Source organism: Solibacillus sp. iso_87 (genome assembly GCF_056173085.1).
On the sequence record NZ_CM149656.1, the window covers coordinates 1,396,228 to 1,422,754 of the forward strand.

A 26,527-nucleotide genomic window follows, 5' to 3' on the forward strand; every position below is an offset into this window, starting at 1 on the left:
TACTATTTTTTAAGGAGGGGACACTATGCAACGCGGAAAAGGTATGAAGTTCGTAGGTGATTCACGTGTAAAAGCGAGTAACCGTATGCCGAACGTGCCAAAAGATTATTCCGAGTATCCAGGGAAAACAGAAGCTTTCTGGCCTGACTTCTTATTAAAAGAATGGATGGTTGGTGCAGTTTTCTTAATCGGTTATTTATTATTAACTGTCGCACATCCTTCACCACTTGAAGGCCCGGCAGATCCAACAAATGCATCGTATATACCGTTACCGGACTGGTACTTCCTATCAATGTACCAACTATTAAAATACTCTTATGCATCTGGTCCATATAACGTTATTGGCGCGATGGTTATTCCAGGTATTGCATTTGGTTCATTAGCGTTGGTACCATTTTTAGATAGAACACCTGAACGTCGACCATTTAAACGACCATTACCGACAGCATTTATGTTGTTGGCAATAGCAGCACTTATTTATACAACATGGGAATCTGTTCAGGCTACTGACTGGGAAGCAGTTCATGCTCAAGGTGAAATTACGGATAAACATTTAGGATTACTTCCGGATGTTGAAGTAGATGAAACGTCCGAAGGTTATGAAATCTATCAGGCCCAAGCTTCATGTATCGGCTGTCATGGTGGAGACTTAGCTGGGGTATCCGGACCAATGCTTCTTGGCAATGAGTTATCAGCTGAAGAAGTTCAAGAAGTAATTGTGAATGGACGAGGCGGTATGCCTGCTGGAGCATTTACAGGTACTGAGGAAGAACTTCAAGTTTTAGCTGAATTTATCGCAGGATTAAAAGAAGCTGAATAATTTTTTACACTGGAGAGTCAGAATATTGACTCTCTTTTTAATTTTCGTTTATTTGTAGTTTCTAACGAAAGCTTGCGTAACAATTAAGAACATATATAATTAAAGACGTACAATATTTGGTTAAGTTGCACACAATACATAATACGGAATAATGAAGAATGAGGAAGAAAAAGGTGAACAAATGAGAGTATATATGATGCAATTATGGTACGTATTAAACCATCGTGCCTTTTTAACATTACTGCTTATTATTAACTTGCTTGGTACCGTTTACGGCTATTACTGGTATCGAGGGCAGTTGGCGGTAACAGAACCGATTTACTATATATTCGTACCGGATTCGCCCACTGCAAGCTTATTTTTCTGTTTTGCCATTATTGGTTGGCTGATCGGCAGAAACTTTAGATTAATGGAAGTGCTTGCCTTTATCACGTTAATTAAATATGGATTATGGGCAGTAGCGATGAATCTTCTAACATTTGCAGAGAATGGACAGTTGGGAGCGGACGGGTGGATGCTCGTTGCTTCACATTTTTTAATGGCAGTACAGGCTGTTCTGTATTTACCGAATTACCGATTTAAAATGTGGCACGTGATGGTTGCGGCTATTTGGACATTGCATAACGATATAATCGACTATTTGTTTGGCCAAATGCCATTTTACAGAGTTATTTACCAGTATCCAAGCGAGATTGGCTACTTCACTTTTTGGCTTTCGATGGCATGCATAATATTTGCTTTTCTTGAAAGTCGTAAGCGTGAATATTTGCAACGAGACTAGAAAGCCTTTAAAATTAAAGCATAGAAAGAGATAGAAAGGGAGTTCGATAATAGTGTTGTATATTATTTACTTTATCATCATTTTGCTGTTACCGTTATATGCGCAGATGAAGGTAAAGAGTACTTACAAAAAGTTTGCAAAAGTTCCAGCTGAAAAAGGAATGACAGGTGCTCAAGTAGCACGTTATATTTTAGATCAACATGGTTTAACAGATGTTCGTGTAGTACCGACTCAAGGTTATTTAGCTGACCACTATAATCCTGCAACTAAAACGGTTGCCTTGTCTGAAGACAACTACTATAATTCTTCAATCGCTGGTACAGCTGTAGCAGCGCACGAAGTTGGTCATGCGATGCAGCATGCGGATGCTTATTCGTTCTTAACATTACGTTCGAAATTAGTGCCGGTAGCTAATATTTCATCGAATATGTCTTGGATTTTTGTATTGATCGGTATTTTAGCTTCATCTTCAGGTTTCCTGTTGCTAGGTATTGCTTTATTATTAGCAGGTGTTGTATTCCAAGTTGTAACATTACCGGTAGAATTTGATGCATCCAAGCGTGCGATGAATGAAGTCGTATCTTTAGGTATTATCAACAATACTGAAGAACGTTCAGCACGCAAAGTTTTAAATGCAGCGGCAATGACATACGTGGCAGCAGCAGCTGTAGCAATAATGGAACTATTACGTTTAATCCTGATTTACACAGGCATGACTTCGGAAGATTAATATTTGATGTAATAGAAATTAAAAAAGGTCATTTTCTCATTTGGGAAAATGACCTTTTTGTTTTGAACATTATTCAAGCATTTAACGACCTTACTATGTTTTGTCCGCTTTGGTTAAACGGATTTCTGTAAGAAAGAGCAAAACGAATGAAAAACTTATTTAGTCTAATGGAGAGGCTGTTTTTTATCGTCCAGTGTGAAGCCTTCTCCAGTTACATCGCGGACATCCATGACGGATACGAATGCATGTGGATCGATGCCGTGGACAATATTTTTTAGACGGACGAGTTCGTTTCGGCCGATAACACAGTATAAAACATCACGATGCTCTTTCGTGAAATGACCATGACCGTCAAAAACGGTTACCCCGCGGTCCATGTTATTCGTAATTAAGTTTGCGATCTCATCGGACTTCACTGAAATAATAAATGCACCTTTTGCTGAATAGGCGCCTTCCTGCACTAAATCGATGACACGGCCGCCAACATAAACGGCTACTAATGTATACATCATCGAACGGGCATCCAAAAACGTCATCCAGGAAAGGATAATGACAAAGAAATCAAAGCCGAACATCGTTTTACCCATACTCCAACCAAGATATTTATTTGCAAGTCGGGCTAAAATATCGACCCCGCCGGTTGTCCCACCGAATCGGAACACAATCCCTAAACCGATCCCGACAAATACCCCTGCAAATAATGATACAAGGAATAGATCATCCTGTAAGTTCATATCGACTTCGTAAATTTGGAAGATTTTTAAGAATACCGATACGCTGAGTGTACCGATGATCGTGTAGATAAATGATTTTTTCCCTAGTAAACGCCATCCTAGAATAAACATTGGAATATTTAATAACAAATTCATTAATGCTGGGTCCCAATTTAGTGTAAAATATAAAATAAGTGTAATACCACTAAATCCACCTTCACCCAGTTGGTTTTGCATATTGAAGTGAACAAAACCGAAACTGAATATTGCGGAACCGATAAGAATTCCGATAATATTCTGTATTTTTATTCCTTGCATAGTAAACCTCCTAAAATCGGTTGAGTAAGAATATATGTGTTGGAGCAGAAAAAAGGTTACATTGTTTATTATGTTTGATTTTGTCGTATTTGACAACAATATGGATGAACGCAAGAATGTCGCATCTTTTACTCAAATTAATTAAACAAGAATAAAAAGCAACTAACAGTAAAAAGGAGTTTTTTTAGTATGACAATCAGAGTAGCAATTGCCGGTGCACGAGGCAAAATGGGAACAGAAGCAGTACATACAATTATGAATAATGATGGAATGGAGCTTGTATCAGCACTTGATTATAAAGAAGTCGGTACATCACTAGCCTTGCTTGAAGAGTTTCCGAATCATTATGAAGTTCCGATTTATACAAATTTTGTTGAGCTTGTACGTGAGACAAAGCCGGATGTACTATTAGATTTAACAAATCCGCTTTGTGTTTATGAACGAACAAAACAGGCATTAATACATAACATACGTCCAGTTGTTGGGACAACCGGTTTTACCGACGAACAACTTGAAGAACTGCAGCAAATGGCAACAGAAAAACAATTAGGCTGTATTATTGCGCCAAACTTCGCGATTGGTGCAATATTAATGATGAAGTTTGCCAAGGATGCCGCAAAATATTTCCCAGATGTGGAAATTATCGAAATGCATCATGATCAAAAGCTTGATGCGCCATCTGGTACCGGTATTAAAACAGCACAAATGATCAGTGAAGTCCGAAAAGCGAAAGTGCAAGGGCATCCGGAAGAAAAAGAAACACACACTGGTGCAAGAGGCGCAAACTTTGACGGCATGCATATCCATTCAGTAAGACTTCCAGGTTTAGTTGCACATCAGCAAGTACTGTTTGGCAGCACAGGTGAATTATTAACGATTCGTCATGATTCATTAAATCGTGGAAGCTTTATGAGCGGTGTTACATTTAGTATTGAAGAAGTAATGAAAACCAATACATTAATCTACGGATTAGAGAACATCATTTAGAAATGGGTTGATAATTATGAAAATGGCATTAATAGCACACGATCGGAAAAAAGATAATTTAATTCAGTTTGCGATTGCGTATCGCGATATTTTAAAAGAGCATGATCTATATGCGACAGGCACTACGGGTACAATGATTGAAGCGGAAACAGGACTTTCAATTACGAAGTTTCGCTCCGGTCCGTTAGGGGGAGATCAGCAAATAGGTGCGATGATTGCCAATAATGATATGGATATGGTATTTTTCTTCCGTGATCCATTGACTGCACAGCCTCATGAGCCGGATGTCATGGCATTAGTGCGGTTATGCGACTTGTATCATATACCGCTTGCGACAAATATGGGGACAGCGGAAATTTTATTAAAAGGGCTTCAGGAAGGTTTTGTTGACTGGCGCATTTTAGAAGAGCGTAGAAAATAAAAAGCCGGTCAATTTTACTTTATAAATGTGTTTCATCATTTTAAAAAAAGTTAAAATCGTATTGTTGAAAGGATGGGGAGCCGAATGAAAAAATTAAAAATTGGTATAACATGTTACCCGACAGTGGGAGGTTCGGGTGTAATTGCAACAGAGTTAGGCAAAATGTTGGCAGAACGAGGACATGAAATTCACTTTATTACTTCAAGTGTACCATTTCGACTTAATAAAATTTATTCAAACGTTTTTTTCCACGAGGTGGAAGTGAATAATTATTCGGTATTTCAATACCCACCATACGATATTGCATTAGCAAGTAAAATGGCTGATGTTATTAAAGAGGAAAAACTTGATTTATTACATGTTCATTATGCGATTCCTCATGCGGTTTGTGCGGTTTTGGCCCGCCATATGAGCGGCGAGAACTTTGGCATTGTCACTACACTTCACGGAACAGATATTTCCGTTTTAGGCGAAGATTCTACGCTGGCGCAGGCAATCAAGTATGGCATTGATTGTTCCGATGCAGTAACGACTGTTTCGGAATCGTTAAAGCAGCAGACATATGCTTTGATCGATACGAAAAAACCGATTGAAACTATTTATAATTTCGTTGATGAGGACGTATTTAAGCCTGTGGATCCCGGCAATTTAAAAGAGCAATTTGGTATTTTGCCGCATGAAAAAGTAATTATCCATGTCTCGAATTTCCGTAAAATAAAAAATCTGCCGGACGTGGTCGATTCATTCCTGAAGATCCGTGAGCGTATGCCGGCCAAATTATTATTAGTCGGGGATGGACCGGAAAAGCATCGTGTCACAGATATTGTTAAAGATTCTCCTTATACGGATGATGTATTGTTTTTAGGTAAGCAGGAAAACATTACAGAACTTTTTGCGATTAGTGATTTAAAGTTATTGCTTTCAGAAAAAGAATCGTTCGGGCTTGTATTATTGGAAGCTATGGCATGCGGTGTACCGGGTATCGGTACAGCAATCGGCGGGATTCCTGAAGTGATCGATCATGGGGGGAACGGCTATTTGGTTCCACTTGGAGATACGCAAGCTGTCGCGGATTATGCGGTCGAACTGCTGCAGGATGAAGAAAAACATCAAGCTTTCAAAGAAGCTGCACTCCAATCGGTACGCGAACAGTTCCATGAATCAAAAATGGTTGAACAATATGAACGTATATATGAAAGTGTGGTCGAAAAAAAAAATGATTCCGCAACAATGGCAAGCGGCAAAGGAAGTCATTAAAAAGATTGAATATGCCGGTTTTGAAGCTTTTATTGTAGGAGGAGCGGTGCGGGATTATTATTTGCAAAAAGAAAATAATGATGTCGACATCGCAACGAGTGCATTACCTGGAGAAATTCAAACAATCTTTTCCAAAACAATTGATGTAGGAATCGATCACGGGACGGTCATTGTACTGGACTGCGGGGAACCGATCGAAGTAACAACATACCGGACAGAGTCTACTTACAGTGACCATCGTCGTCCAGATACAGTCGAATTCGTTCGAAATTTACAAGAAGATTTAAAACGCCGGGATTTTACAATGAATGCGATGGCCCTAAGTCAAACGGGAGAGTACATCGACTATTACAATGGCCGCCAACATATCGACAGCAAAGTTATTTGTGCTGTAGGGGAGCCGGATCAGCGTTTTGAAGAAGATGCTCTCCGAATGCTGCGGGCTGTCCGATTTGCTGCACAGCTTCACTTCTCAATTGAGGAAAATACTTTCGAAGCAATCAGGCAAAAAGCAGTATCGATTGAATATGTTGCAATCGAGCGCATTCAAGTAGAACTTTCAAAGATTTTTATTTCTGCTCATGCTGCATTCGGCGTTGAATATATGGAAAAAACGACATTGAGTAATTTTCTATATGGCGAATTTACTTCTTCAAATTGGGATGGGTTTTATTCGGAAGACCGACAAGTTGGATGGGCATATTTCTGTTTAGTAAATGGCTGCGATTTGACGCTCCTTACGAAGTATCGCTGCTCGAATAAGGATAAGCTCTTCGTAAAAACGGTGTTGGATGCCTATGAAAGCCTACTCAGTGGGATGAGCCTTGTTGATTTAATGCGCTTTGATACAATGATTCTTAAAACAGCCTACCAATTTACTATTAGGCAAAATCATAAACTTGAATCAAGCTATGAAGAATTAGTGGCACGAAAAAACACATTGCCGATTCAGCATGTGAATGAGCTTGCAATTACAGGAAAAGACTTGTTGGAATGGTCCCCGAAAAAACGCGGCAGCTGGATTAAACAGACACTAGATGCAGCAGTAGAAGCGGTATTAAAGGGGAAAGTACAAAATGATAAACAACAATTAAAGGAATGGTTTTATGCATTTCACGATGAAGGATGAAATTTTGAAACGGTTTTTGACTGCGGATGGAGAACCGATTTCCGGCCAAGTGCTGGCGGATGAACTCAACGTCTCCCGAACAGCAATATGGAAGCATATGCAAACATTGAAGCAGGAAGGCTATGAGTTTGAAACAGTAAAAAAACGTGGGTATAAACTGTTATCTGTACCGGATAAAGTGGATATGGGTCAATTACAGCAATTTTTGACAACGGAACGCTATGGCCGACAAGTTCATTATTATGAAACGGTTGAGTCGACACAGATTGTTGCGCATGAACTTGTCCGAGTTGGTGCACTGGATGGCACCGTTGTTATCGCTGAGCATCAAACGGCAGGGCGAGGGCGTATGATGCGTGAATGGGAATCGACAGAAGGACAGGGGATTTGGATGACTGTCATCATACGCCCGGATGTTGCCCCGCACCAGGCCCCTCAATTTACTTTAGTTACTGCTGTGGCCATTGTTGAAGCGATGAAGTCGAGTTTTAAAAATTTCACACCTGAAATCAAATGGCCGAATGATATTTTAATCAACGGCAAAAAAACAACGGGAATTTTGACTGAAATGGTAGCTGAGGCTGATCGCATCCAGGCATTGCTGATTGGTATTGGGATTAATGTCAATCAGCAGAAGAGTGATTTTCCTGATCAGCTGCAATCTATTGCAACTTCGATTGCTATTGAAGAAGGAGAGCCGATTGAGCGTGTGCATTTCGTCGCCAATGTGCTTGAATCATTGGAGAAGTACAGTGACGAATACGTAAAAAACGGCTTCGGTCAAATTAAACAACTATGGGAACAGTCTTCGGGGACGATCGGAAAACAAGTGAAAGCAACAACACTCCGTGAAGTCGTTGAAGGGGAAGCTGTCAGTATAACTGAGAGCGGTGTCCTGGAAATTCGTCAAGCGAATGGGGAAATTATTGGCATTTACTCTGCTGATATTGAACTTTTATCGTAAAGGTCTCGTTAAAAAGTTTTTACAGTAATTATTTATTCTGTACGTTTTCTTCCAAACTTGTTATAGTAGCTCTAGGACAGTATCTTAATAGAACTGTACCTGCAAATGCTAGTCCACATTAATAAAATCTGCTTTGATCTACACAAGACAGAGACGGAAGAAAACGCGCATAAATTAATCCATTTTATACTTGTAATTCGATTCTATTTCCACTTAAAGTATGAAATGTGTTGAATTTACGTATGGTACTACCCTTCTGTCTAATTTTAGATAGAAGGGTATTTTTGTTTTCTTTCCACTTAAGGAGGAAGAATATGAAAACAACTGCACAGTTTTTAAAAATGAAAGAGCAAGGCGAAAAAATTGTCATGATAACCGCTTATGATTATCCGGCAGCAAAATTTTCTGAAGCGGCAGGTGTTGATATGATACTTGTCGGGGATTCCCTCGGGATGGTCGTACTGGGCTATGAATCGACAATGCGTGTAACGGTGGAAGATATGATTCACCATAGTAAAGCGGTTCGACGAGGTGCACCGGATACGTTTATCGTCGTCGATATGCCATTTGGTTCTTATCACGGGGATGTGAACGAAACATTGAAAACCGCTGTGAAAATGATGCAGGAAACGAATGCAAACGCTGTAAAGGTAGAAGGGGCAGATGATATTGTTCCTGTGATTAAGAAGTTAACCGATGCTGGTATCCCGGTAGTGGCACATTTAGGATTGCTGCCACAATCGGCAGGAGTACTTGGAGGTTATAAAGTTCAAGGAAAAACAGCCGAGCAAGCGGAAAAATTAATAAAAGATGCCCTACTTGTTGAACAGGCAGGTGCATGTGCCGTCGTGCTGGAATGTATTCCACATCAGTTGACGGAAGTTGTCTCGCATAACTTAACGATTCCGACGATTGGCATCGGTGCTGGTGTAAAAGCGGATGGGCAAGTGCTCGTATACCATGACTTATTACAATATGGAAAGCATCATATACCAAAATTTGTTGAAGCATTCGCACAAGTCGGTGAAGAGGTAGAGAAAGGGATTACGAATTTTACAAACGCTGTAAAATTAGGTACATTCCCGACATTACATCAAAGTTTCACAATGAAAGAGACGGAGCTAATCGAGCTCTACGGAGGCGTAAAATAATGTACGTATTAACAACAATAGCCGAGTTGCGAGAAGTAGTTCAGATGGCAAAATACAACCGGCAGTCAATCGGACTGGTACCGACAATGGGCTATTTACATGAAGGACATTTAACATTGGCTGCAAATGCACGCAGCGAAAATGAACTTGTTATCATGAGTATATTCGTCAACCCAACGCAATTTGGTCCAAATGAAGATTTCGAATCATACCCAAGAGATTTACCACGTGATACAGAATTGGCAAAATCGGTAGGGGTAGATTATATATTTGCACCTTCAGTAGAGGAAATGTATCCGCACAATGGAGGGATTTCTATTCGTGCAGGGGGGCAGGCGCATATTTTATGCGGGGCGAGCCGACCTGGTCATTTTGATGGGGTTTTGCAAGTCGTGGCGAAGCTCTTTAATTTAGTGCTGCCGGACCGTGCATATTTCGGACAAAAGGATGCCCAGCAAGTGGCAATCATTCAAACTATGGTACGCGATTACAATTTCCCGGTGACAATCCGTGTTGTTCCGGTTGTACGCGAAGAGGATGGTTTGGCAAAATCTAGCCGCAATATTTGTCTGTCTGCTGAAGAACGTTCACAGGCACCAGCAATTCAGCAAGGGCTCCAACTGGCGAAAAGAGAGCTGTTGGAATTCGGAAATGTGGAATCGGCAATTGCACTCGCAAAAAAAATCATCCATGATAATACGGATGGCCACGTTGATTATTTGATGATTTTATCTTACCCGGATTTACAGGAAATCGATGATCGGACAGAGCAAATCGTTGTTGCAGCTGCCGTTAAAATTGGTAAAACACGTCTAATCGATAATTTAATTTTTTCATTAAAAGGGGAAGTAATCCATGTTTAGAATGATGATGAACAGTAAAATCCACCGTGCCCAAGTGACAGAGGCAGATTTGAATTATGTTGGATCCATTACAATAGATGAAGATATTTTGGATGCGGTTGGAATGCTGCCGAATGAAAAAGTCCATATTGTCAATAACAACAACGGAGCACGCTTTGAGACGTATATTATCGCCGGGGAGCGCGGTTCAGGAGTTATTTGCGTAAATGGAGCAGCGGCACGCCTTGTTCAAAAAGGTGATATTGTCATCATTATTGCTTACGTGTATGTGGATAATAAAGAAGTTGCCGAACATACTCCGACTGTTGCGATTATTGGGGAAAACAATACAATTAAAGAAATAATCGCATACGAACCGGAAGCAACAATTATGTAAAAAAAGATGAAAAGCTGTCATGAAGGATTATTCCTATTTGACAGCTTTTTTTATATTACATTTTTGGTTACTAAAGGATATTTTTGTAATTTTTATATCATCTCCTTGTAATCTTTTTGAAATATTAAATGTGTAGACTTGGATTTAGCTTTATTTTACAAAATAGACAAAAGATACAGGGGGAAATAATTAATATGTTTCAAAATAAACTATTATTTAGCTTTGCCTTCTTTGTGGTCACTACCTTATTCTTCGCAAGCGCGGCATTTGCAGCGACGCATACTGTGAAGAAAGGTGAAGAATTGGATGAAATCGCAGATCGTTATGACACATCAGTATATACATTGCTTGAATTAAATGAAGTTAACGACATAGAAGAAGTAACGGAAGGCTTCGTACTGAAATTACCGGATCATATTAAGAATAAGAAAGTACCGGTTGAAAAAAAGGAGAAAAAGGAAACAATTGATGACTTTGAAGTTGTCAAAACTTTAACTGTTGAAGCAAGCGCTTTTACAGCATACTGTAAAGGGTGTTCGGGAAAAACGGCTTCCGGAATCGATTTAAAGAAAAATCCGGATATTAAACTGATTGCGGTTGATCCGAAGATTATTCCGCTTGGAACGAAAGTATGGGTGGAAGGTTACGGAATTGCGGTTGCCGGTGATACAGGCGGTTCGATTAAGGGAAACCGGATTGATGTTTTTGTTAAAACAAAAAAAATCGCGATCAATTGGGGACGTAAAAATGTAGAAATTAAAGTATTAAAATAACAAATAAATGGGCGGCGAATGCGATGGGCATTTCGCTGCTTTTTTATTTGATTGAATAGTAAGAATTAAAAGAAAATTGGCGCCCGATTTGTTGCATTCACCTTATTGTAATGCTAATGTGAAAAATGAGGTGGTATATATGGAAAAATTTGATTTAGCTGTCATTGGTGCAGGACCTGGAGGATATGTAGCGGCAATCCATGCAGCAAAAAGCGGGTTGAAAGTAGCGCTTGTCGAAAAAGATAAAGTTGGTGGTGCCTGCTATAATGTCGGCTGTATACCTTCAAAAATTATGCTTGAGCATAGTAAGCTGGTGCAGGAAATTCGGCGAGGAACTGATTGGGGTGTGACAGTACCGACGATTAATATTGATTTTCCAAAGTTAATGCAGCGAAAAGATCAAGTGGTTGATGAACTGTTATCAAATATTGAAGCATTTATTGAAAATGCACAGATTACAATGTTTCGGGGGAAGGCGACAGTAACCGCAGAACGAAAAGTGATCATCGGTAATAAGGCATTTACAGCAGATCATGTCATTTTAGCAACAGGCAGCCGTCCGTTCGTCCCGCCATTTAAAGGGCTTGAAAACGCAAATTATTATACAACGGATACATTTTTTTCGATCCAGGAGCTGCCGAAACAATTAACGATTATTGGAGGCGGGGTAATTGCAATTGAAATGGCATTTGCTTTAGCGCCAATGGGAACAAAAGTAACCGTATTAAACCATAGTAAAGATATTCTGCAAACAGAAGAACCGGATGCACGACCGATTATTAAAGAGAAAATGAAACAACTGGGAATCGAACTTGTGACAGATTTTACGTTCGAAGAAATCCATGCGGACCATGTACAAACTTCAATCGGCAATTTCCCGTTTGAAAATTTACTGTTTGCGACAGGGCGTCGTCCGAACACTGAAATTGCGGAAGTGCTGGAAATGCAGATGGATGGCCGTTTAATCAAAGTAAATAATCACTATGAAACGAGTATTCCCGGCATTTATGCGATAGGTGATTTAGTCGGCGGTTTCCAGCTTGCCCACTCTGCAAGTGCAGAAGGTGTACACGCAGTCGATTATATTTTAGGAAAGCACCCAAAAGTGATCAATCAGCAGGAAATTCCGCGATGTGTATATACACATCCTGAAATTGCGACATTTGGCATGCTGGAACACGAAGCACCTGCAGACAGTATTGTAACGAAAATGTATTTACCTACGAACCCTAAAGCATTGCTTGAAGGGAATACACAGGGCTTTATGAAGTTTGTAGCGAGTCCTGAAGGCGATATTTACGGGGCGTGTGTCGTTGGTGACGGCGCGACGGAAATGATTAACTCTATGCTGGCGGCAAAAGTATTAGGAGGGTCAGTAAAAGATTTGGCAAGGCTAATTTTCCCGCATCCGACAGTCAGCGAGCACGTTGGCGATGCGGCACGTTCTGTTTTCGGAAAAGCGATTCATGCAAAATAACTTGTTGCTACGGTGCAGATGAGATGCTCCGTAGCTTTTTTCAATCCAATTTCTTTTTTATTGTGCTGAATTCTACTATACTTGTTGTATACAATTCCAACATGAGGTGACATATGGAAAATCAGTCAATGGAGCTTGTAGAAAAAGAAGTGGAAAGCACATTATATCAATGTATTGATTTTAATATAGAAGAAAACTATATTGCGATGGGACAAGAGTTTGCTAAAGTGCTAGCACTACTGCAGGAACATGGTTTTATTAGTCCGGCTTTAAAAGTGATTACAGATCCGGAACAATGTCTGACGGAAACGCGTATATTGCTCGAAAGTCTGCAGGAAGCACAAAGAAGGCATGCTTCACGGAGAAAACTGCTAACACATCGGCACATTTTAAATGTATGGCTGAGAAAAAATCAGTATTTTCAGCGAGAAGTTTTACCAGGTTTTTTCTAATCTATCTCTTTGTTGGTGAATAAAAAATATTCAGATAATGATAAAATGTTATTGCTTTTTCTTTTTTTATTGTTTAAAATAAAGCTAATCTTATACGAAGCAGGGCATGGTGGAGTCAGTCAAATCTGGCATCCTCATGCCTTTTTGTATGGAAAAGGGGGATATTATGTTTATATTTCAAATTGTTATCGTACTATTGGCTACTAAACTGGCAGGACATCTATCAGTACGTTTAGGCCAGCCTTCAGTACTCGGGAAAATTCTAATCGGTATTATTATCGGTCCTGCAATGCTTGGCTGGATTACTGACAATGAAATTATGCAAACATTCAGTCAAATAGGGGTAATTTTGTTAATGTTTTTAGCCGGTTTGGAAACCGATCTGGAAGATTTAAATGCAAATATGAAAGGGGCAATTTTCGTCGCAATTGGCGGTGTCATTTTACCGATTGCAATGAGTTATCCGTTAGCATTGGCGTTTGGTCTTACACAAGGTCAGGCGATTTTCATCGGTCTAACATTAGCCGCTACATCAGTTAGTATTTCGGTTCAGACATTAAGTGAAATCGGTTGGCTAAAAAGTAAGGAAGGTTCTACTTTGCTAGGGGCTGCTGTACTGGATGATATTATCGTCGTTGTGTTAATCGCAATTGCAATGAGTTTCCTTGTAGGGGATGATGTTTCGATTCCAGCATTAATCGGCGGAAAAGTATTCTTCTTTGTTTTACTCGCTGTTGTAATGATATGGGTGATTCCGACATTCTTAAAACTGTTTAGCCGCCTGAAAGTAACGGAGGCCCTGTTAAGCGGAGCACTTGTTGCATGTTTTGCTTTAGCTTACATAGGTGAACATTATTTTGGTATTGCTACAATAATCGGAGCGTTCTTTATCGGTATTGCGATTGGACGTACTCCATTTAAAGATACAGTCGAACATAAAGTAGAACCGATTGCAAATGGGTTATTTGTGCCATTCTTCTTCGTAAGTATCGGATTGTCCGTTACATTTGCGGGTATTACTGAAAATATTTGGTTCTTAGTTATCTTCTCGATCGTGGCAATTTTATCTAAGCTTATCGGTTCTGGTCTTGGTGCAAAATTGGCAGGCTTCAGCTGGAAATCTTCAACAGGTATCGGTGCAGGGATGATTTCTCGTGGTGAAGTTGCACTGATCCTTGCGGGTATGGGTTTATCAAGTGGACTACTGCCGGCGGAAGATTATACACCAATGGTAATCGTAATTATTATTACAACGCTAGTTACTCCACCAATGCTAAAGGGAATATTTGGAAATCGTTCAAATTTAATTGATTAATCTAGTTGAATGATTCCTTAAATTGTTGTATTCTATGTTTTAGGTGCCAAAACCTCGGTGAAGATTTAGTCTTCACAACAAAAGCCTCCGCCAACAGCACGGATTTGCTGGGAAGCTTTTGAATTGTGCAGGGAGATGAGCCCCTGCACACCTATACATAGTAAATTAACCTAGTGTTGTCCTTGAGGCGGCACTAGGTTTTTTTGTCGCCAAATAGTGTAAAGGTGCGCTTGAATTTTATTAGAAGATTTGGAAGTATATTAGAAAACTTGCGTTGGATATTCGAAGAACTGGAAAGGATATTAGAACAAATGGGACTTATATTAGAACAGTTAGCGGTTATATTAGAAAATCGCCATTTTAAATTTTATTAGATGATTTTAAAATATATTAGAACTTTAAGAAAGCATACATACCGGCTATGACTCTAGATTTGTGAGCGCAGCATTCCACCGCTATGTTTGGGCAGTTCTATCCAATTACATGACCTCATCACCTCCAATATGATAAAATGCCGTTATATTACTTGAACTGTGAGTTGAAGAAAAATGAAGGAAAGTCAGAAATATGCGATTGTCGACATTGAAACAACAGGACATTCACCTGCAAGCGGCGACCGCATGATTCAAATCGCCATTGTTATTATGCAAGGTTGGGAAATCGTTAAAAAATATTCTACATTTATTAATCCGGGAAAACCGATTCCGTTGTTTATACAGGATTTAACTAATATTACAAACGAAGATGTAAAAGATGCGCTGCCATTTGAAGCGTATGCGGATTATATTTATGAGCTGCTGGAAGGGGCCGTATTCGTAGCCCATAATACCGATTTTGACTTGAACTTCTTACAGGCGGAGTTTAACCGTGCCGGCATATCGAAATGGCACGGAAAGAAAATCGACACGGTTGAACTGACAAAAATTTTGTTCCCGATGTCGTTAAGCTACAAATTAGCGGATTTAGCGAATGATTTTCATATCGAGCTGCAAAGTGCACACCGCGCGGATGATGATGCACTCGCGACAGCGTACCTGCTTAAACATTGTTGGGAAGAGCTGTTAACAATGCCGCTCGTTACTTTGGAACAATTGCATAAACGTTCTTTCCGTTTGAGAACAGACTTGTCCCAGCTATTTTTTGATGCGCTTGTCATAAAACGCAATAAAGCATTAACGGATGAAGGACATGTCTTTTACCGTAAAATCGCCATTCGCAAAATGGCACCGACGCCAAAAAATGATGGGGATGAACTGCTTTACCCGCAAACGACAGATGAAAAAATGGCCTTATTATTAAAAGGGATTCCCGATTTTGAAGAGCGCCCGCAGCAGTTTCAGATGATGGACAGCATTTGGCATGCATTCAACGCCAATGCGGAACATGTCATTGAGGCATCAACGGGAATCGGAAAAACGATGGGTTATTTAGTGCCATCGATTTATTTTGCTAAGAAAACGAATCAGAAAATAGGAATTAGTACTTATACTTCCCATTTGCTGGATCAGCTTATGCAAAATGACATTCCGATATTGGAAAAGGCGCTTGGCCAGCCGATTAAAATGGCTTTGTTAAAAGGGATGAATCATTATATCGACGTCGAAAAGTTCGAGAAAGAGCTAAGGACACAGGATGTTTCCTATGATCAGACATTTACAGTACTGCAAACACTTATCTGGCTTGCGAAAACGGAGACGGGTGATTTAAGTGAACTGAATGTATCAGGCGGTGGCCAGCTGCTCATTGATAAATTCCGAAAGACCGTATTGCCGAAAACGACAATGCCACTTTATGATTTTTATTCACGTGCAATTCAAAATAGTCGCCAGGCAGACATTATTGTGACAAACCATGCGATGCTGTTAAGTGATCTCGTACGCAATGAACAGATTTTTAATTCAGTAGGCGGCTGGGTAATCGATGAGGCCCATCAGTTTATACAAGCTGCAATCAATCAGCACGAAAAAATATTCAGTTATATGAATTGGAAATATTTATTTGGACAAATTGGTATACAGGAAGATGAACAGCTGTTTTATAAGATCCGTCGGGTAGCAATTAAAAAACAGCTATTGAATTATCAAACACTCGATCAGCTGGAAAAGCGCTATATTCAGATGGTCAATGCATTTGATACGGCAATGGCGGCATTGCTTCGAGGGGTTAAGGAAGCGCAGCATCACCAGAAAAAGCAACTTCAGAAAATCGAGGTCTTCATTTCTGAATTGCAATTAGGTCGTGAAGTTTTATTAAAAGTTTCGCTTACTGTGCAGCATTGGGTGGATGAGGCGACCGAGCTTATCCGGAAGTTCACTTCAAGTGTGGAAGAGCTTGCGCCGGAGCATGAATATTTAATTGAGCAATGGCAGTATATCGTCAATGAGTTTACGATAAAACTGGCAGAGTGGGATGATGTATTTTTAAGTCAAAATCCTGACTATTCATGCTGGCTGGAATTGGACCAGCGCAGTGTTCCAGGTAGTATCCAGCTCTATAAAAAACCGATTGAAGTGACATCAACGATCAGGAAACTTTTTGACCCGATCCGTGAAAAGAGCGGCATTGTCTGGACATCCGGAACGTTAACAGTACCAAGTAATGAGCGTTTTATTACGAACCAACTTGGGATCAATCCGACGATTCCTATTGAAAAGCTGCATGCGGACCCGAGTTATTATGACGGGGCAGAAGTGTATATTGTCAATGACATGCCTGATATTCAGGCCGTTTCACAGTCCGAGTATATCGAAGAGGTCGCACATGCCGTTACAAATACAGTGCGCATGACGAATGGAAGATGCTTTGTTTTATTCACGTCACAGGACATGCTGCGTAAAACAGTCAACCTTATACAGGAAAGTGAATTGTTAAGCGACTATATGATTTTTGCGCAAGGTGTGACATCCGGAAGCCGTATGCGATTGTTAAAATCTTTTCAAAAATTTAATCATTCCGTATTATTCGGAACGAACAGTTTCTGGGAAGGGGTCGATGTACCGGGAGACGGTCTGTCTGCGGTCATCGTTGTGCGGCTGCCGTTTTCTTCACCGGAAGAGCCTGCGTTTAAAGCGCGGGCCAATTATATAACACAGCAAGGACGCAATTCCTTTACAGAACTTGCGTTGCCGGATGCCATTATCCGGTTCAAGCAAGGGTTCGGCCGATTAATTCGTTCCAGCCATGATAAAGGGGTATTTATCGTTTTGGATCGCCGGATTGAAACGAAATCATACGGACAGCAGTTTATCGAGTCATTACCGCCAATTTCTATACAAAAACTGCCTCTACACAGTATGGTGCAAAGCTTGGGAAATTGGTATAATGAAAAACGATGAGGAAGGAAAGCAGGTTGACAAAAATGAAACAAAATTTTAAACAACATACAAATGCATCGGATTGTAAGGTGCAGTTATGAAAAACTGGATTATCTTTTCGGTTGTCTTTATTTTATCTTTGTCGCTTGTAATTTCAGTATTCGTATTTTGGAAGGCCAATGCACCGTTTAGTGAAATAGAACAAAAGGCGGAAAGTTTTGTGCTAGATACGAAAGCACTTGCTGTTGTTGATGATTCCTATGTTTACAATGGGAATAAGCCATATGTCACTGTTTTCGGAGTGGATGAGTATGGGAAGGAAAAGGCAGTCTTTGTCCCGATGAGTTTAGATGAGAATTCAATGCAGGAAGTATTTTTAGCAGATGGCATCACTGAAGATCAGGCGTTGTCTGCTTTTCAGGAAGATACAGCTGCGAAAGAGATTCTTCATATGAAGTTAGGATTTGAGGAGCCGGGTCCAGTATGGGAAATTACCTATAAAAGTGAATCCGGCAGCTTGAATTATGTCTATCTTCTATTTGAAGACGGGCAATGGTGGAAACGCATATTGAATTTGTAGAGGAGAGAACAACATGAAACAATTGTTGGCAAATCGTGTAAAGACTTTAACACCATCTTCAACTTTAGCAATTACAGCTAAAGCGAAAGAGTTAAAGGAGCAAGGTATTGATGTAATTGGTTTAGGTGCAGGGGAGCCGGACTTTAATACACCGGACAATATTTTAAATGCAGCAAAACAATCGATGGATGCTGGTCTGACAAAATATACGCCGGCTGGAGGTTTACCTGCTCTAAAGAAAGCAATTATTGATAAATTGGCTCGTGACAATAATCTTACATACAAAGCAAATGAGATAATCGTTGGTGTCGGAGCAAAACACGTTCTGTATACATTGTTCCAAGTTATTTTAAATGAGGGCGATGAAGTAATTATCCCAATTCCTTTCTGGGTATCTTACCCTGAACAAGTGAAGCTTGCTGGCGGTGTTCCTGTATATGTGGAAGGAACACAGGAACAGAACTTTAAAATTACAGCACAGCAACTACGTGATGCCATTACAGAGAAAACAAAAGCGGTGATTATTAACTCGCCTTCCAATCCTTCTGGTATGATTTATTCGAAGGAAGAATTGGCCGAGCTTGCACAAGTTGCAGAAGAGAAGGATATTTTAATCGTTTCAGATGAAATTTATGAAAAGCTTGTTTACAATGGAATAGAGCATTATTCAATTGCGGAAGTTTCAGACGCAGTGAAAGCACGTACAATTGTAGTTAACGGTGTTGCAAAATCTCACTCTATGACAGGATGGCGCATTGGCTATGCAGCTGGTGATGCGACAATCATTAAAGCGATGACAGATTTAGCATCTCACTCTACTTCAAATGCAACAACAACAGCACAATATGCAACGATTGAAGCATATAACGGCTCGCAGGATACAGTAGAAGAGATGAGACAAGCGTTTGAATCACGTTTAGAAGCGATTTTCCCGAAATTAGCAGCAATTCCGGGCGTAAAAGTATTAAAGCCACAAGGTGCTTTCTACTTATTGCCGGATGTTTCGGAAACAGCAGAGAAAACAGGCTATACTTCAGTGGATGATTTTGTATCGGCACTATTAACAGAAGCAAATGTTGCGGTCATTCCAGGTTCAGGATTTGGTGCACCAGCGACAATACGTTTATCGTATGCGACATCTTTAGAATTATTAGAAGAAGCAGTTCGCCGAATCGATGCCTTTGTTAAAGCAAAATGGCAAGATTAAGCGTCCTTGCAACATAAGCTTTGGAGGACTTTATGAAAAAAATTATGATTAAAGATATGCCAAATCATATTGGCGAAACAGTAAAAATTGGTACATGGTTAGCTAACAAACGTTCTAGCGGTAAATTAGCTTTCCTTCAGTTACGTGATGGCTCAGGCTTTGCGCAAGGAGTAGTCGTGAAAGCGGAAGTGGGCGAAGAACTATTCGCGGTAGCTAAGGGCATGACACAGGAAACATCGATGTATGTTATTGGTGAAGTTAAAGCGGACGAGCGTTCTACTTTCGGTGCTGAGTTAAATGTTACAGGTATCGAAGTAATCAGTACTGCTAAAGACTACCCAATTACACCAAAAGAGCATGGTACAGAATTTTTAATGGATAACCGTCACTTATGGTTACGTTCTCGTAAACAACATGCAATCATGAAAGTACGTAATGAAATTATTCGTGCAACATATGAATTTTTCAATGAAAATGGCTTTACAAAAATGGATCCGCCAATCTTAACAGGTTCTTCACCTGAAGGTACGTCAGAGCTGTTCCATACAAAATATTTCGATGAAGATGCATTCCTATCTCAGTCAGGTCAGCTTTACATGGAAGCTGCTGCAATGGCATTAGGAAAAGTATTCTCGTTTGGTCCTACATTCCGAGCAGAAAAATCTAAAACACGTCGTCACTTAATCGAATTCTGGATGATCGAGCCTGAAATGGCATTTGTTGAGCATGATGAAAGCTTGGAAGTACAAGAACAATACGTATCACATATCGTACAATCTGTTCTGAAAAACTGTAAGCTTGATTTAGAGCGTCTAGGCCGTGATACATCAAAACTTGAAAACGTGAAAGCACCATTCCCACGTATTTCTTATGATGAAGCAATCAAATTATTACATGAGCAAGGCTTTGATGATATTCAATGGGGCGATGACTTCGGTGCACCACACGAAACAGCAATTGCCAACCATTTCGACAAACCAGTATTTATCACATGTTACCCGATCGGTATTAAACCGTTCTACATGCAGCCACACCCAGAGCGCGATGATGTCGTTTTATGTGCAGACTTAATCGCTCCTGAAGGCTATGGTGAGATTATCGGTGGTTCTGAACGTATTTATGATTATGAATTAATGAAATCTCGTTTAGAACAACATAACTTATCGATGGATGCATATGCATGGTATTTAGATTTATGTAAACAAGGTGCAGTACCTCACTCAGGCTTCGGCTTAGGGTTAGAGCGTACAGTTGCATGGATTTCCGGAACAGAACATATCCGTGAATCCATCCCATTCCCACGTTTATTAAACCGTTTATATCCATAATTTATGGTCATTCATCAAACGTTGATTGGAATGAAGGGGAGGCGACTCCTAGGGGACAAGCACGTTGCCTGTGACCAACATCCTGTTGGCCTCGTGCCCCTGGAAAGCGTCCGACCCGTAATGGAAATCAACCTTATATTACGATGAGGAACTTAATTTATACAACGAGAAAACGTCCGGAATTTTGCCGGGCGTTTTGTCGTTACGAGCGCACAAAGGGGGATTCAACTATGTCTAAGAATTTTAATCGAATCCGCGTTTGGACGGAGCAATTACAAATTACAATTCCACAATTATTCTTTAAACACTATAGCGAACTGAACATACAAGATGACGAAGCATTAATTATGCTACATTTATTAACGTTCGAACAGGAAGGAATCGACTTTCCGACACCAAATGATCTAATGCAGCGCACAAATTTTCAATTGACGGCTATTTCTCAAATAATACAACGCTTAATGCAAAAAGGATTTGTCGAAATTTCTCAAAGCACTGATGACTCTGGACGCCTTGCAGAGAAATATTCAATTTATCCGTTATGGGAAAGACTGCTGGATCTCCTGCAATCAAAAGCCCTACAACAGGTTTCAACTGCAAACAAATTGGACGAGGCGAAAATTTTTCAGCTGTTTGAACAAGAGCTGGGACGCCTGCTTTCCCCAATGGAAATTGAAACAATCGGTATGTGGATGGACTTGGATCAGCATAGTCCTGAAATTATAAAAGCTGCATTAAAAGAAGCGGTACTTGCCGATAAAGTGAATTTACGCTACATTGACCGTATTTTGATCGAGTGGAAGAAGCGCAACATAAAAACACTCGCACAAATTGAAAAACATAGTGAGCAATACCGGAAAAATACGATTGCCGCAGCACCGATTCAACCGGTACATCAGCAAGAAACAGTTCAGAAAACAGAAAAAGTTTCTTTCTATAATTGGTTAGAGGAGCGAGAATAGGAGGACACCAAAACTTTTATGTTAACAAAAGCAAAATGGAATCACTTTTTAGATGAGATGGATCGCATGTATCCGGATGCACATTGTGAATTAGTACATGACAATCCGTTTGAGTTGACGATTGCGACATTATTATCTGCGCAATGTACGGATGTCCTCGTCAATAAAGTGACGAAACAATTATTTCAAAAATATAAAACACCACAGGATTATTTAAATGTTTCGCTTGAGGAACTGCAAAATGATATTCGTTCAATCGGACTTTACCGAAACAAAGCGAAAAATATTCAATTATTATGTGCACGTCTGTTAAATGAATATGGTGGTGAAGTTCCGGCATCTCGTGAAGAGCTAGTCACATTGCCAGGTGTCGGCCGTAAAACAGCAAATGTCGTTTTATCAGTTGCATTTGATATTCCTGCGATGGCTGTCGATACGCATGTAGAGCGTGTCTCGAAGCGACTAGGACTTTGCCGGTGGAAAGACAGTGTGTTGGAAGTAGAAGAAACAATCATGAAAAAAACGCCGATTGAACGATGGAGCCGTGCACACCATCAAATTATATTCTTTGGTCGTTATCATTGTAAATCTCAAAATCCTGGCTGCGGGTCATGTCCGTTATTGGATGACTGTCGGGAAGGGCAGAAACGTTTGAAAAAAGGTTTGGTAAAAATATGATGATTTCAGTTCAACAAGAGACAATTTCAAAAGAAGTGGTGGACGCTTGGTACGGTGAATGGGAGACAATGCGTGAAACGATTCATGCAGCCCATGAAAGACGGGACGGATCAGCACAGCAATTCATGGTAGAAGGAATCGAACATTTTGAACAGTTTATTGTCAGCGGTTCTATTACAGATACACCGTTTTCAGTGCAAAGTGAGTATGAGCTAATGCCAATCAACGGGATGGAACGTTTGAAGTTCATAAAAGCACGTCCAGGGCAATATGCAGGCTATCGTCAATTGGACGAGCTTTATAAGGAAACGAAAAAGCGCTGTGCAAGACTGAGAATGAAAAAATAAAATAGCCAAACAATCACCGCTTATCAAATTGAATAGAAAAGAAAAAACATCAATTTTTCCCTTAGTGAGAAAAATTGATGTTTTTTAGTTTAATCTTCTTCTGAGTCTTCAGGCCTTGTTTCGCCGCCCGAAGTCGGTGGGGTTGGCTGGTTCGGTGCTGATGGATCAGGGTCGGACTCATCCGGCTCTACAGTATTGCCGTTACCATTTCCATTCCCGTTATTTCCATTACCATTGCCGTTTCCATTGTTTCCATTCCCGTTCCCGTTGTTGCCATTGCCATTTCCGTTATTCCCATTGTTGTTCCCGTTACCAGGCTGTTCCGGTTGTTCTGCTTCGTTTGGATCTTCAATGGAGTCATTCGGATCTTCAGGCTCTGTTATCGCATCTCCTTCGACGAATAATGCAACGCTTGCAGGATCACTTCGTAAATCACCCGAAATAGCTGTAACTGTAAATGTATATTCTTTACCTCGTTCGATGTTAGGTACTTGAATTGCGGTTGCACTTGTCGTAGAAATGACCGTTGCCGGACCGCCATCAACTTTCATCGAGACTTCGAATGTAACAGGATCTGTATCTTCACCGGAACCGTCAAGTGAAGAGTGTGACCATGAAACATCTGCCAGTTGTGCTGCTTCATTGTATGACGCTTGCAAACTAGTAGGTGAATCTAGATTTTGAGGAACAAATTCCTCAGTATACTCAGTTGGCTCCGTTCCTTTAACAAATAGCTCTGTTGCTTTTTGTGTAGCTGGTGTATATTCATTCGCCAGTTTTAATGGATTCGATCCGACTACGATCGAAGCCGATACGACACTGCTTGGCTGTTTAAATGATGACGACGGGTTATGCTGATTTAAATCCGTCATGATCGATTTGAACAATGTTTGAGGCATCCAGCGCTCTTCCCATGTTGTAATGGCATCTTTACGCTGTGAATAACCGCCCCAAATAGCAATCGAGTAGTTTGTTGTATAGCCGGTAAACCATGAATCCGGTACTGAGCCACTCTTTAAATTGAACTTTTCAAATTCATCTGATCCATAGTTAGTTGTACCGGTTTTACCTGCGATATCAACGCCTGCTACAGCTGCCCGTGGCGCAGAGGCATTGCGTTTGTTACTAACTACATCACGTAAAATATCCGTTACCATATAAGCAGTATAATCACTCATCGCTTTTTTAGATTCCGGTTTAAACGATTTCGAAGTTTTACCGTCACGGAAAACAATTTTAGTAATGGCATGCGGACTATTATAAGTACCGTTGTTGCCGAATGCTGCATATGAAGCAGCCATTTGGACAGGAGAAATATTGACGCGTCCTCCACCAAGTGCTTCAGATTCTGTTAATCCGCTTGATTCAATACCTAAGTTTCCTAAAAACTCTTTAGCGCGGTCCGGACCAACTTCACGGAAAGTTTTCACAGCCGGAATATTCCGTGATGTATAAAGCGCTTCACGCACTGTCATCGTACCTAAATAGCGGCCGTCCCAGTTTCCGATAACTTGATCTGAACCAGAATACGTAATTTTTTCATCGACCGTAGTTTGACCAGTCGACCATTTTAAATATTCAATGGCAGGACCATAATCAATTAAAGGTTTTAAAGTCGAACCAGGCTGGCGTGTTGTCATATCGTAGGCGAAGTTATAGTTAAATTCACCTGTATAGTTTCGTCCGCCGCCAATCGCACGAATTTCACCTGTTGGTGTATCGATAACCGCAACACCGGCCTGAATTTCTTCAGTAGGGAAGTTGCTGTCATTGTTCATTAAATCTTCTACAATAGTCTGTGCTTTCGGATCTAGCGTTGTATAAACTTTGATCCCTTCGGAAGTCAGTTCGCTATCACCATTCTTTTCGAGTTCAGCTAAAACGACATCCAAAAAGGCAGGATATTTCGTTGTACTGTTTGCTACACGCTCTTCTTCAGGAATTAGTCCGCCTGTAATAGGTTCCTTTTTCGCTTTTTCCGCTTCAGCTTCGGTAATTTTCCCGTGCTGAACCATTAAGCCTAAAACGATATTACGACGTTTTTTTGCACGGTCCGGCTTTTTGTATGGATTATAATTGTTCGGACTTTGCGGCATTCCTGCTAATTGAGCATATTCAGCCAATGATAATTCACTTAATTCTTTTCCGTAAAATTCTTTTGCTGCTGTACCAAAGCCATGGATTCTACCTGACATAAGGATTTTATTAAAGTACATTTCGAAAATTTCTTCTTTACTATATTGACGTTCCAGCTTAATTGCTAGCCAAGCTTCCTGCGCTTTACGCTCCAGCTTTTTCTCATTAGTAAAGAATGAGTTTTTTACAACTTGCTGTGTAATTGTACTCGCACCTTGTGCACCAAATCCATCACGGAAGTTGGCAAGTACGGCACCGCCAAGACGCCACAGGTCAACACCGAAGTGATCAAAGAATCGAGCATCTTCTGTTGCGATAATTGCGTCAATCATTTGCTGTGGTATATCTTCATATTTTACGTAATTTCGTTTTTCTGCACCGATTGTTGCAAAAAGTTCTCCATTTATATCATAAAACTCCGATGAGATCGGATCCTTTAATGCATCCTCATCCAGTTCAGGTGCTTTGCTTACATAGTAGCCAAATAATGCAGCACCACTTAAGAAACCAATTACCCCAATTAAAACGATTGCTAAAACAATGCGCTTAATCCATTTCCCTGCAGAAGTTTTCGGCTTTCTGGATTTTTTGTTTTTTTGTTGACGTTCGCGCTTAATTTGTTCGCGTGTTTTTCTATTTTCCGTCACGATGTTTCTCCTCACTTTCACAAACATTATTGTTTGCGATTAACTTTTTTACCGCCTGCAAATAGTCGAGCCTTGGCAAATAGCCTTCGGAAATTTCGATGGCATCCTGCTCAAAAACAGCGATTGGTATAGATTTTCTTCCCCCTTCATCCCTTGCTGAAAACCATTTTGCCACAACATGATACGAAATGACAAAATTACGGTTTAACGTGCTGAATCGTACAATGAAAAACGCAACTCCTCGTTGTTTTGTCACGGAATGCATATGATCCATTTGGTGTGGGTGGATGTTTTTTAATGGGAAGGATGTTTTACTATCCGTTTCTTTCGCTTCAAAGTCAATGTAATATCCATTCCATACGCCATTATAATCCGTCGTTGAAGGTGTGCGGAAATAAGCCTCTTTAATAACAGCAGCACTTCTAGCCGGATAATCTACTTTGACGATTTGTATAGGAACAGGTTTCTTGTGTATATTTGCCATATTCCTTTGCAAATAAAACATATTTGTTTCATTTAGGTCATCTTCTAAGCTTTTTCCACGGTTACTGTAATTGACGGCTCGTTTATTTTTTGCTTTAGCAACCGATTGAGATTTAGCGGATTCCTTTTTTTTCTCAATCTTTGGCGCACTTTCATAGAGTTTACCGTTTGGATAACGAATCACCATGGAATCACCTTCTTTCCTGGAACAAATAATACTTTAATAGTGTATCACAAACAATGTACCCGTTAATAACTTTGTAAAAGCTATGCAAAATATAACTTCTTTTAGCGAATGGACACTATTTTTGCCACATG

General features: G+C 40.2%; 25 protein-coding genes. 22 read left to right on the plus strand and 3 right to left on the minus strand.

Features of this window, described 5'->3' with window-relative positions; all coding sequences use genetic code 11:
* Window positions 1-25 precede the first annotated feature (25 nt).
* The 3 genes from AC0VXV_RS06880 to AC0VXV_RS06890 all read left to right on the plus strand — a co-directional run bounded on the left by AC0VXV_RS06880 (window position 26) and on the right by AC0VXV_RS06890 (window position 2,331).
* Window positions 26-820, plus strand: a complete 795-nt coding sequence (locus AC0VXV_RS06880) for a c-type cytochrome (protein WP_475530877.1) — start codon at window positions 26-28, stop codon at window positions 818-820.
* Between the two features lie 181 nt (window positions 821-1,001).
* A complete protein-coding gene (gene lhaT / locus AC0VXV_RS06885) occupies window positions 1,002-1,601 on the plus strand; it encodes a lipoprotein heptaprenylglyceryl N-acetyltransferase LhaT (protein WP_475530878.1) in 600 nt (199 codons plus the stop codon).
* A 49-nt stretch (window positions 1,602-1,650) separates the two neighbouring features.
* Window positions 1,651-2,331 (plus strand): zinc metallopeptidase, encoded by a 681-nt coding sequence (locus AC0VXV_RS06890; protein ID WP_475531411.1) that lies wholly within the window; start codon window positions 1,651-1,653, stop codon window positions 2,329-2,331.
* Between the two features lie 164 nt (window positions 2,332-2,495).
* Here AC0VXV_RS06890 and AC0VXV_RS06895 read toward each other — a convergent pair whose 3' ends face one another.
* Window positions 2,496-3,362 (minus strand): YitT family protein, encoded by an 867-nt coding sequence (locus tag AC0VXV_RS06895; RefSeq protein WP_251688848.1) that lies wholly within the window; start codon window positions 3,360-3,362, stop codon window positions 2,496-2,498.
* A gap of 189 nt (window positions 3,363-3,551) precedes the next feature.
* Between AC0VXV_RS06895 and dapB the strand changes: the two genes are divergently transcribed.
* From dapB to AC0VXV_RS06990, 19 genes are all read left to right on the plus strand, one after another.
* Window positions 3,552-4,349, plus strand: coding sequence for a 4-hydroxy-tetrahydrodipicolinate reductase (gene dapB / locus AC0VXV_RS06900; RefSeq protein ID WP_475530879.1), 798 nt, complete (start codon window positions 3,552-3,554; stop codon window positions 4,347-4,349).
* A gap of 16 nt (window positions 4,350-4,365) precedes the next feature.
* The gene (mgsA, locus tag AC0VXV_RS06905) at window positions 4,366-4,770 is read left to right on the plus strand and encodes a methylglyoxal synthase (RefSeq protein WP_475530880.1); all 405 of its coding nucleotides are present in this window, start codon (window positions 4,366-4,368) and stop codon (window positions 4,768-4,770) included.
* An 84-nt stretch (window positions 4,771-4,854) separates the two neighbouring features.
* A complete protein-coding gene (gene bshA, locus AC0VXV_RS06910; RefSeq protein ID WP_475530881.1) occupies window positions 4,855-6,027 on the plus strand; it encodes an N-acetyl-alpha-D-glucosaminyl L-malate synthase BshA in 1,173 nt (390 codons plus the stop codon).
* Entirely contained in the window at window positions 5,951-7,156 is a 1,206-nt protein-coding gene (locus tag AC0VXV_RS06915; protein WP_475530882.1) for a CCA tRNA nucleotidyltransferase, read from the plus strand. Before bshA ends, AC0VXV_RS06915 begins: the two co-directional genes overlap by 77 nt.
* Entirely contained in the window at window positions 7,134-8,120 is a 987-nt protein-coding gene (locus AC0VXV_RS06920) for a biotin--[acetyl-CoA-carboxylase] ligase (protein WP_475530883.1), read from the plus strand. Before AC0VXV_RS06915 ends, AC0VXV_RS06920 begins: the two co-directional genes overlap by 23 nt.
* A 314-nt stretch (window positions 8,121-8,434) precedes the next feature.
* Entirely contained in the window at window positions 8,435-9,271 is an 837-nt protein-coding gene (gene panB / locus AC0VXV_RS06925) for a 3-methyl-2-oxobutanoate hydroxymethyltransferase (RefSeq protein WP_475530884.1), read from the plus strand.
* Window positions 9,271-10,134 carry a pantoate--beta-alanine ligase gene (gene panC, locus AC0VXV_RS06930; RefSeq protein WP_475530885.1) on the plus strand — a complete coding sequence of 288 codons (864 nt, stop codon included), beginning with the start codon at window positions 9,271-9,273 and terminating at the stop codon, window positions 10,132-10,134. The genes panB and panC overlap by 1 nt, the downstream gene beginning before the upstream one ends.
* On the plus strand, window positions 10,127-10,510 hold the full coding sequence (gene panD, locus AC0VXV_RS06935; RefSeq protein WP_475530886.1) for an aspartate 1-decarboxylase: 384 nt from the start codon (window positions 10,127-10,129) through the stop codon (window positions 10,508-10,510). The genes panC and panD overlap by 8 nt, the downstream gene beginning before the upstream one ends.
* A gap of 194 nt (window positions 10,511-10,704) precedes the next feature.
* On the plus strand, window positions 10,705-11,283 hold the full coding sequence (locus AC0VXV_RS06940) for a 3D domain-containing protein (protein ID WP_475530887.1): 579 nt from the start codon (window positions 10,705-10,707) through the stop codon (window positions 11,281-11,283).
* A gap of 139 nt (window positions 11,284-11,422) precedes the next feature.
* Window positions 11,423-12,760: a dihydrolipoyl dehydrogenase gene (lpdA, locus tag AC0VXV_RS06945; RefSeq protein ID WP_475530888.1), complete on the plus strand. Its 1,338-nt coding sequence runs from the start codon at window positions 11,423-11,425 to the stop codon at window positions 12,758-12,760.
* 113 nt (window positions 12,761-12,873) lie between these two features.
* Window positions 12,874-13,212: a transketolase gene (locus AC0VXV_RS06950; RefSeq protein WP_475530889.1), complete on the plus strand. Its 339-nt coding sequence runs from the start codon at window positions 12,874-12,876 to the stop codon at window positions 13,210-13,212.
* Between the two features lie 166 nt (window positions 13,213-13,378).
* Complete coding sequence (locus tag AC0VXV_RS06955) at window positions 13,379-14,527, plus strand: cation:proton antiporter (RefSeq protein ID WP_339198635.1); 1,149 nt, start codon at window positions 13,379-13,381, stop codon at window positions 14,525-14,527.
* A gap of 548 nt (window positions 14,528-15,075) precedes the next feature.
* Window positions 15,076-17,862 (plus strand): ATP-dependent DNA helicase DinG, encoded by a 2,787-nt coding sequence (dinG, locus tag AC0VXV_RS06960; RefSeq protein WP_475530890.1) that lies wholly within the window; start codon window positions 15,076-15,078, stop codon window positions 17,860-17,862.
* A 76-nt stretch (window positions 17,863-17,938) separates the two neighbouring features.
* Window positions 17,939-18,421 (plus strand): cell wall elongation regulator TseB-like domain-containing protein, encoded by a 483-nt coding sequence (locus tag AC0VXV_RS06965; protein ID WP_475530891.1) that lies wholly within the window; start codon window positions 17,939-17,941, stop codon window positions 18,419-18,421.
* 13 nt (window positions 18,422-18,434) lie between these two features.
* The gene (locus tag AC0VXV_RS06970; RefSeq protein ID WP_475530892.1) at window positions 18,435-19,628 is read left to right on the plus strand and encodes a pyridoxal phosphate-dependent aminotransferase; all 1,194 of its coding nucleotides are present in this window, start codon (window positions 18,435-18,437) and stop codon (window positions 19,626-19,628) included.
* 32 nt (window positions 19,629-19,660) lie between these two features.
* Window positions 19,661-20,956: an asparagine--tRNA ligase gene (gene asnS / locus AC0VXV_RS06975; protein ID WP_475530893.1), complete on the plus strand. Its 1,296-nt coding sequence runs from the start codon at window positions 19,661-19,663 to the stop codon at window positions 20,954-20,956.
* Window positions 20,957-21,186: 230 nt separating this feature from the next.
* Entirely contained in the window at window positions 21,187-21,918 is a 732-nt protein-coding gene (locus AC0VXV_RS06980; protein WP_475530894.1) for a DnaD domain protein, read from the plus strand.
* Between the two features lie 18 nt (window positions 21,919-21,936).
* A complete protein-coding gene (nth, locus tag AC0VXV_RS06985; protein ID WP_475530895.1) occupies window positions 21,937-22,596 on the plus strand; it encodes an endonuclease III in 660 nt (219 codons plus the stop codon).
* A complete protein-coding gene (locus AC0VXV_RS06990; RefSeq protein ID WP_475530896.1) occupies window positions 22,593-22,943 on the plus strand; it encodes a YpoC family protein in 351 nt (116 codons plus the stop codon). The genes nth and AC0VXV_RS06990 overlap by 4 nt, the downstream gene beginning before the upstream one ends.
* Window positions 22,944-23,032: 89 nt before the next feature.
* Here AC0VXV_RS06990 and AC0VXV_RS06995 read toward each other — a convergent pair whose 3' ends face one another.
* Both AC0VXV_RS06995 and recU read right to left on the minus strand, forming a co-directional pair.
* On the minus strand, window positions 23,033-25,726 hold the full coding sequence (locus AC0VXV_RS06995) for a PBP1A family penicillin-binding protein (protein ID WP_475530897.1): 2,694 nt from the start codon (window positions 25,724-25,726) through the stop codon (window positions 23,033-23,035).
* Window positions 25,713-26,396 carry a Holliday junction resolvase RecU gene (gene recU / locus AC0VXV_RS07000; RefSeq protein WP_475530898.1) on the minus strand — a complete coding sequence of 228 codons (684 nt, stop codon included), beginning with the start codon at window positions 26,394-26,396 and terminating at the stop codon, window positions 25,713-25,715. The genes AC0VXV_RS06995 and recU overlap by 14 nt, the downstream gene beginning before the upstream one ends.
* Between the last annotated feature and the right edge of the window lie 131 nt (window positions 26,397-26,527).

Excerpts from the sequence above, each read along its gene's own strand:
- AC0VXV_RS06880 (WP_475530877.1), top strand. The coding sequence starts at position 26 with ATGCAACGCGGAAAAGGTATGAAGTTCGTAGGTGATTCACGTGTAAAA.
- lhaT (WP_475530878.1), top strand. The coding sequence starts at position 1,002 with ATGAGAGTATATATGATGCAATTATGGTACGTATTAAACCATCGTGCC.
- AC0VXV_RS06895 (WP_251688848.1), bottom strand. The coding sequence starts at position 3,362 with ATGCAAGGAATAAAAATACAGAATATTATCGGAATTCTTATCGGTTCC.
- dapB (WP_475530879.1), top strand. The coding sequence starts at position 3,552 with ATGACAATCAGAGTAGCAATTGCCGGTGCACGAGGCAAAATGGGAACA.
- mgsA (WP_475530880.1), top strand. The coding sequence starts at position 4,366 with ATGAAAATGGCATTAATAGCACACGATCGGAAAAAAGATAATTTAATT.
- bshA (WP_475530881.1), top strand. The coding sequence starts at position 4,855 with ATGAAAAAATTAAAAATTGGTATAACATGTTACCCGACAGTGGGAGGT.
- AC0VXV_RS06915 (WP_475530882.1), top strand. The coding sequence starts at position 5,951 with ATGAACGTATATATGAAAGTGTGGTCGAAAAAAAAAATGATTCCGCAA.
- AC0VXV_RS06920 (WP_475530883.1), top strand. The coding sequence starts at position 7,134 with ATGCATTTCACGATGAAGGATGAAATTTTGAAACGGTTTTTGACTGCG.
- panB (WP_475530884.1), top strand. The coding sequence starts at position 8,435 with ATGAAAACAACTGCACAGTTTTTAAAAATGAAAGAGCAAGGCGAAAAA.
- panC (WP_475530885.1), top strand. The coding sequence starts at position 9,271 with ATGTACGTATTAACAACAATAGCCGAGTTGCGAGAAGTAGTTCAGATG.
- panD (WP_475530886.1), top strand. The coding sequence starts at position 10,127 with ATGTTTAGAATGATGATGAACAGTAAAATCCACCGTGCCCAAGTGACA.
- AC0VXV_RS06940 (WP_475530887.1), top strand. The coding sequence starts at position 10,705 with ATGTTTCAAAATAAACTATTATTTAGCTTTGCCTTCTTTGTGGTCACT.
- lpdA (WP_475530888.1), top strand. The coding sequence starts at position 11,423 with ATGGAAAAATTTGATTTAGCTGTCATTGGTGCAGGACCTGGAGGATAT.
- AC0VXV_RS06950 (WP_475530889.1), top strand. The coding sequence starts at position 12,874 with ATGGAAAATCAGTCAATGGAGCTTGTAGAAAAAGAAGTGGAAAGCACA.
- AC0VXV_RS06955 (WP_339198635.1), top strand. The coding sequence starts at position 13,379 with ATGTTTATATTTCAAATTGTTATCGTACTATTGGCTACTAAACTGGCA.
- dinG (WP_475530890.1), top strand. The coding sequence starts at position 15,076 with ATGAAGGAAAGTCAGAAATATGCGATTGTCGACATTGAAACAACAGGA.
- AC0VXV_RS06965 (WP_475530891.1), top strand. The coding sequence starts at position 17,939 with ATGAAAAACTGGATTATCTTTTCGGTTGTCTTTATTTTATCTTTGTCG.
- AC0VXV_RS06970 (WP_475530892.1), top strand. The coding sequence starts at position 18,435 with ATGAAACAATTGTTGGCAAATCGTGTAAAGACTTTAACACCATCTTCA.
- asnS (WP_475530893.1), top strand. The coding sequence starts at position 19,661 with ATGAAAAAAATTATGATTAAAGATATGCCAAATCATATTGGCGAAACA.
- AC0VXV_RS06980 (WP_475530894.1), top strand. The coding sequence starts at position 21,187 with ATGTCTAAGAATTTTAATCGAATCCGCGTTTGGACGGAGCAATTACAA.
- nth (WP_475530895.1), top strand. The coding sequence starts at position 21,937 with ATGTTAACAAAAGCAAAATGGAATCACTTTTTAGATGAGATGGATCGC.
- AC0VXV_RS06990 (WP_475530896.1), top strand. The coding sequence starts at position 22,593 with ATGATGATTTCAGTTCAACAAGAGACAATTTCAAAAGAAGTGGTGGAC.
- recU (WP_475530898.1), bottom strand. The coding sequence starts at position 26,396 with ATGGTGATTCGTTATCCAAACGGTAAACTCTATGAAAGTGCGCCAAAG.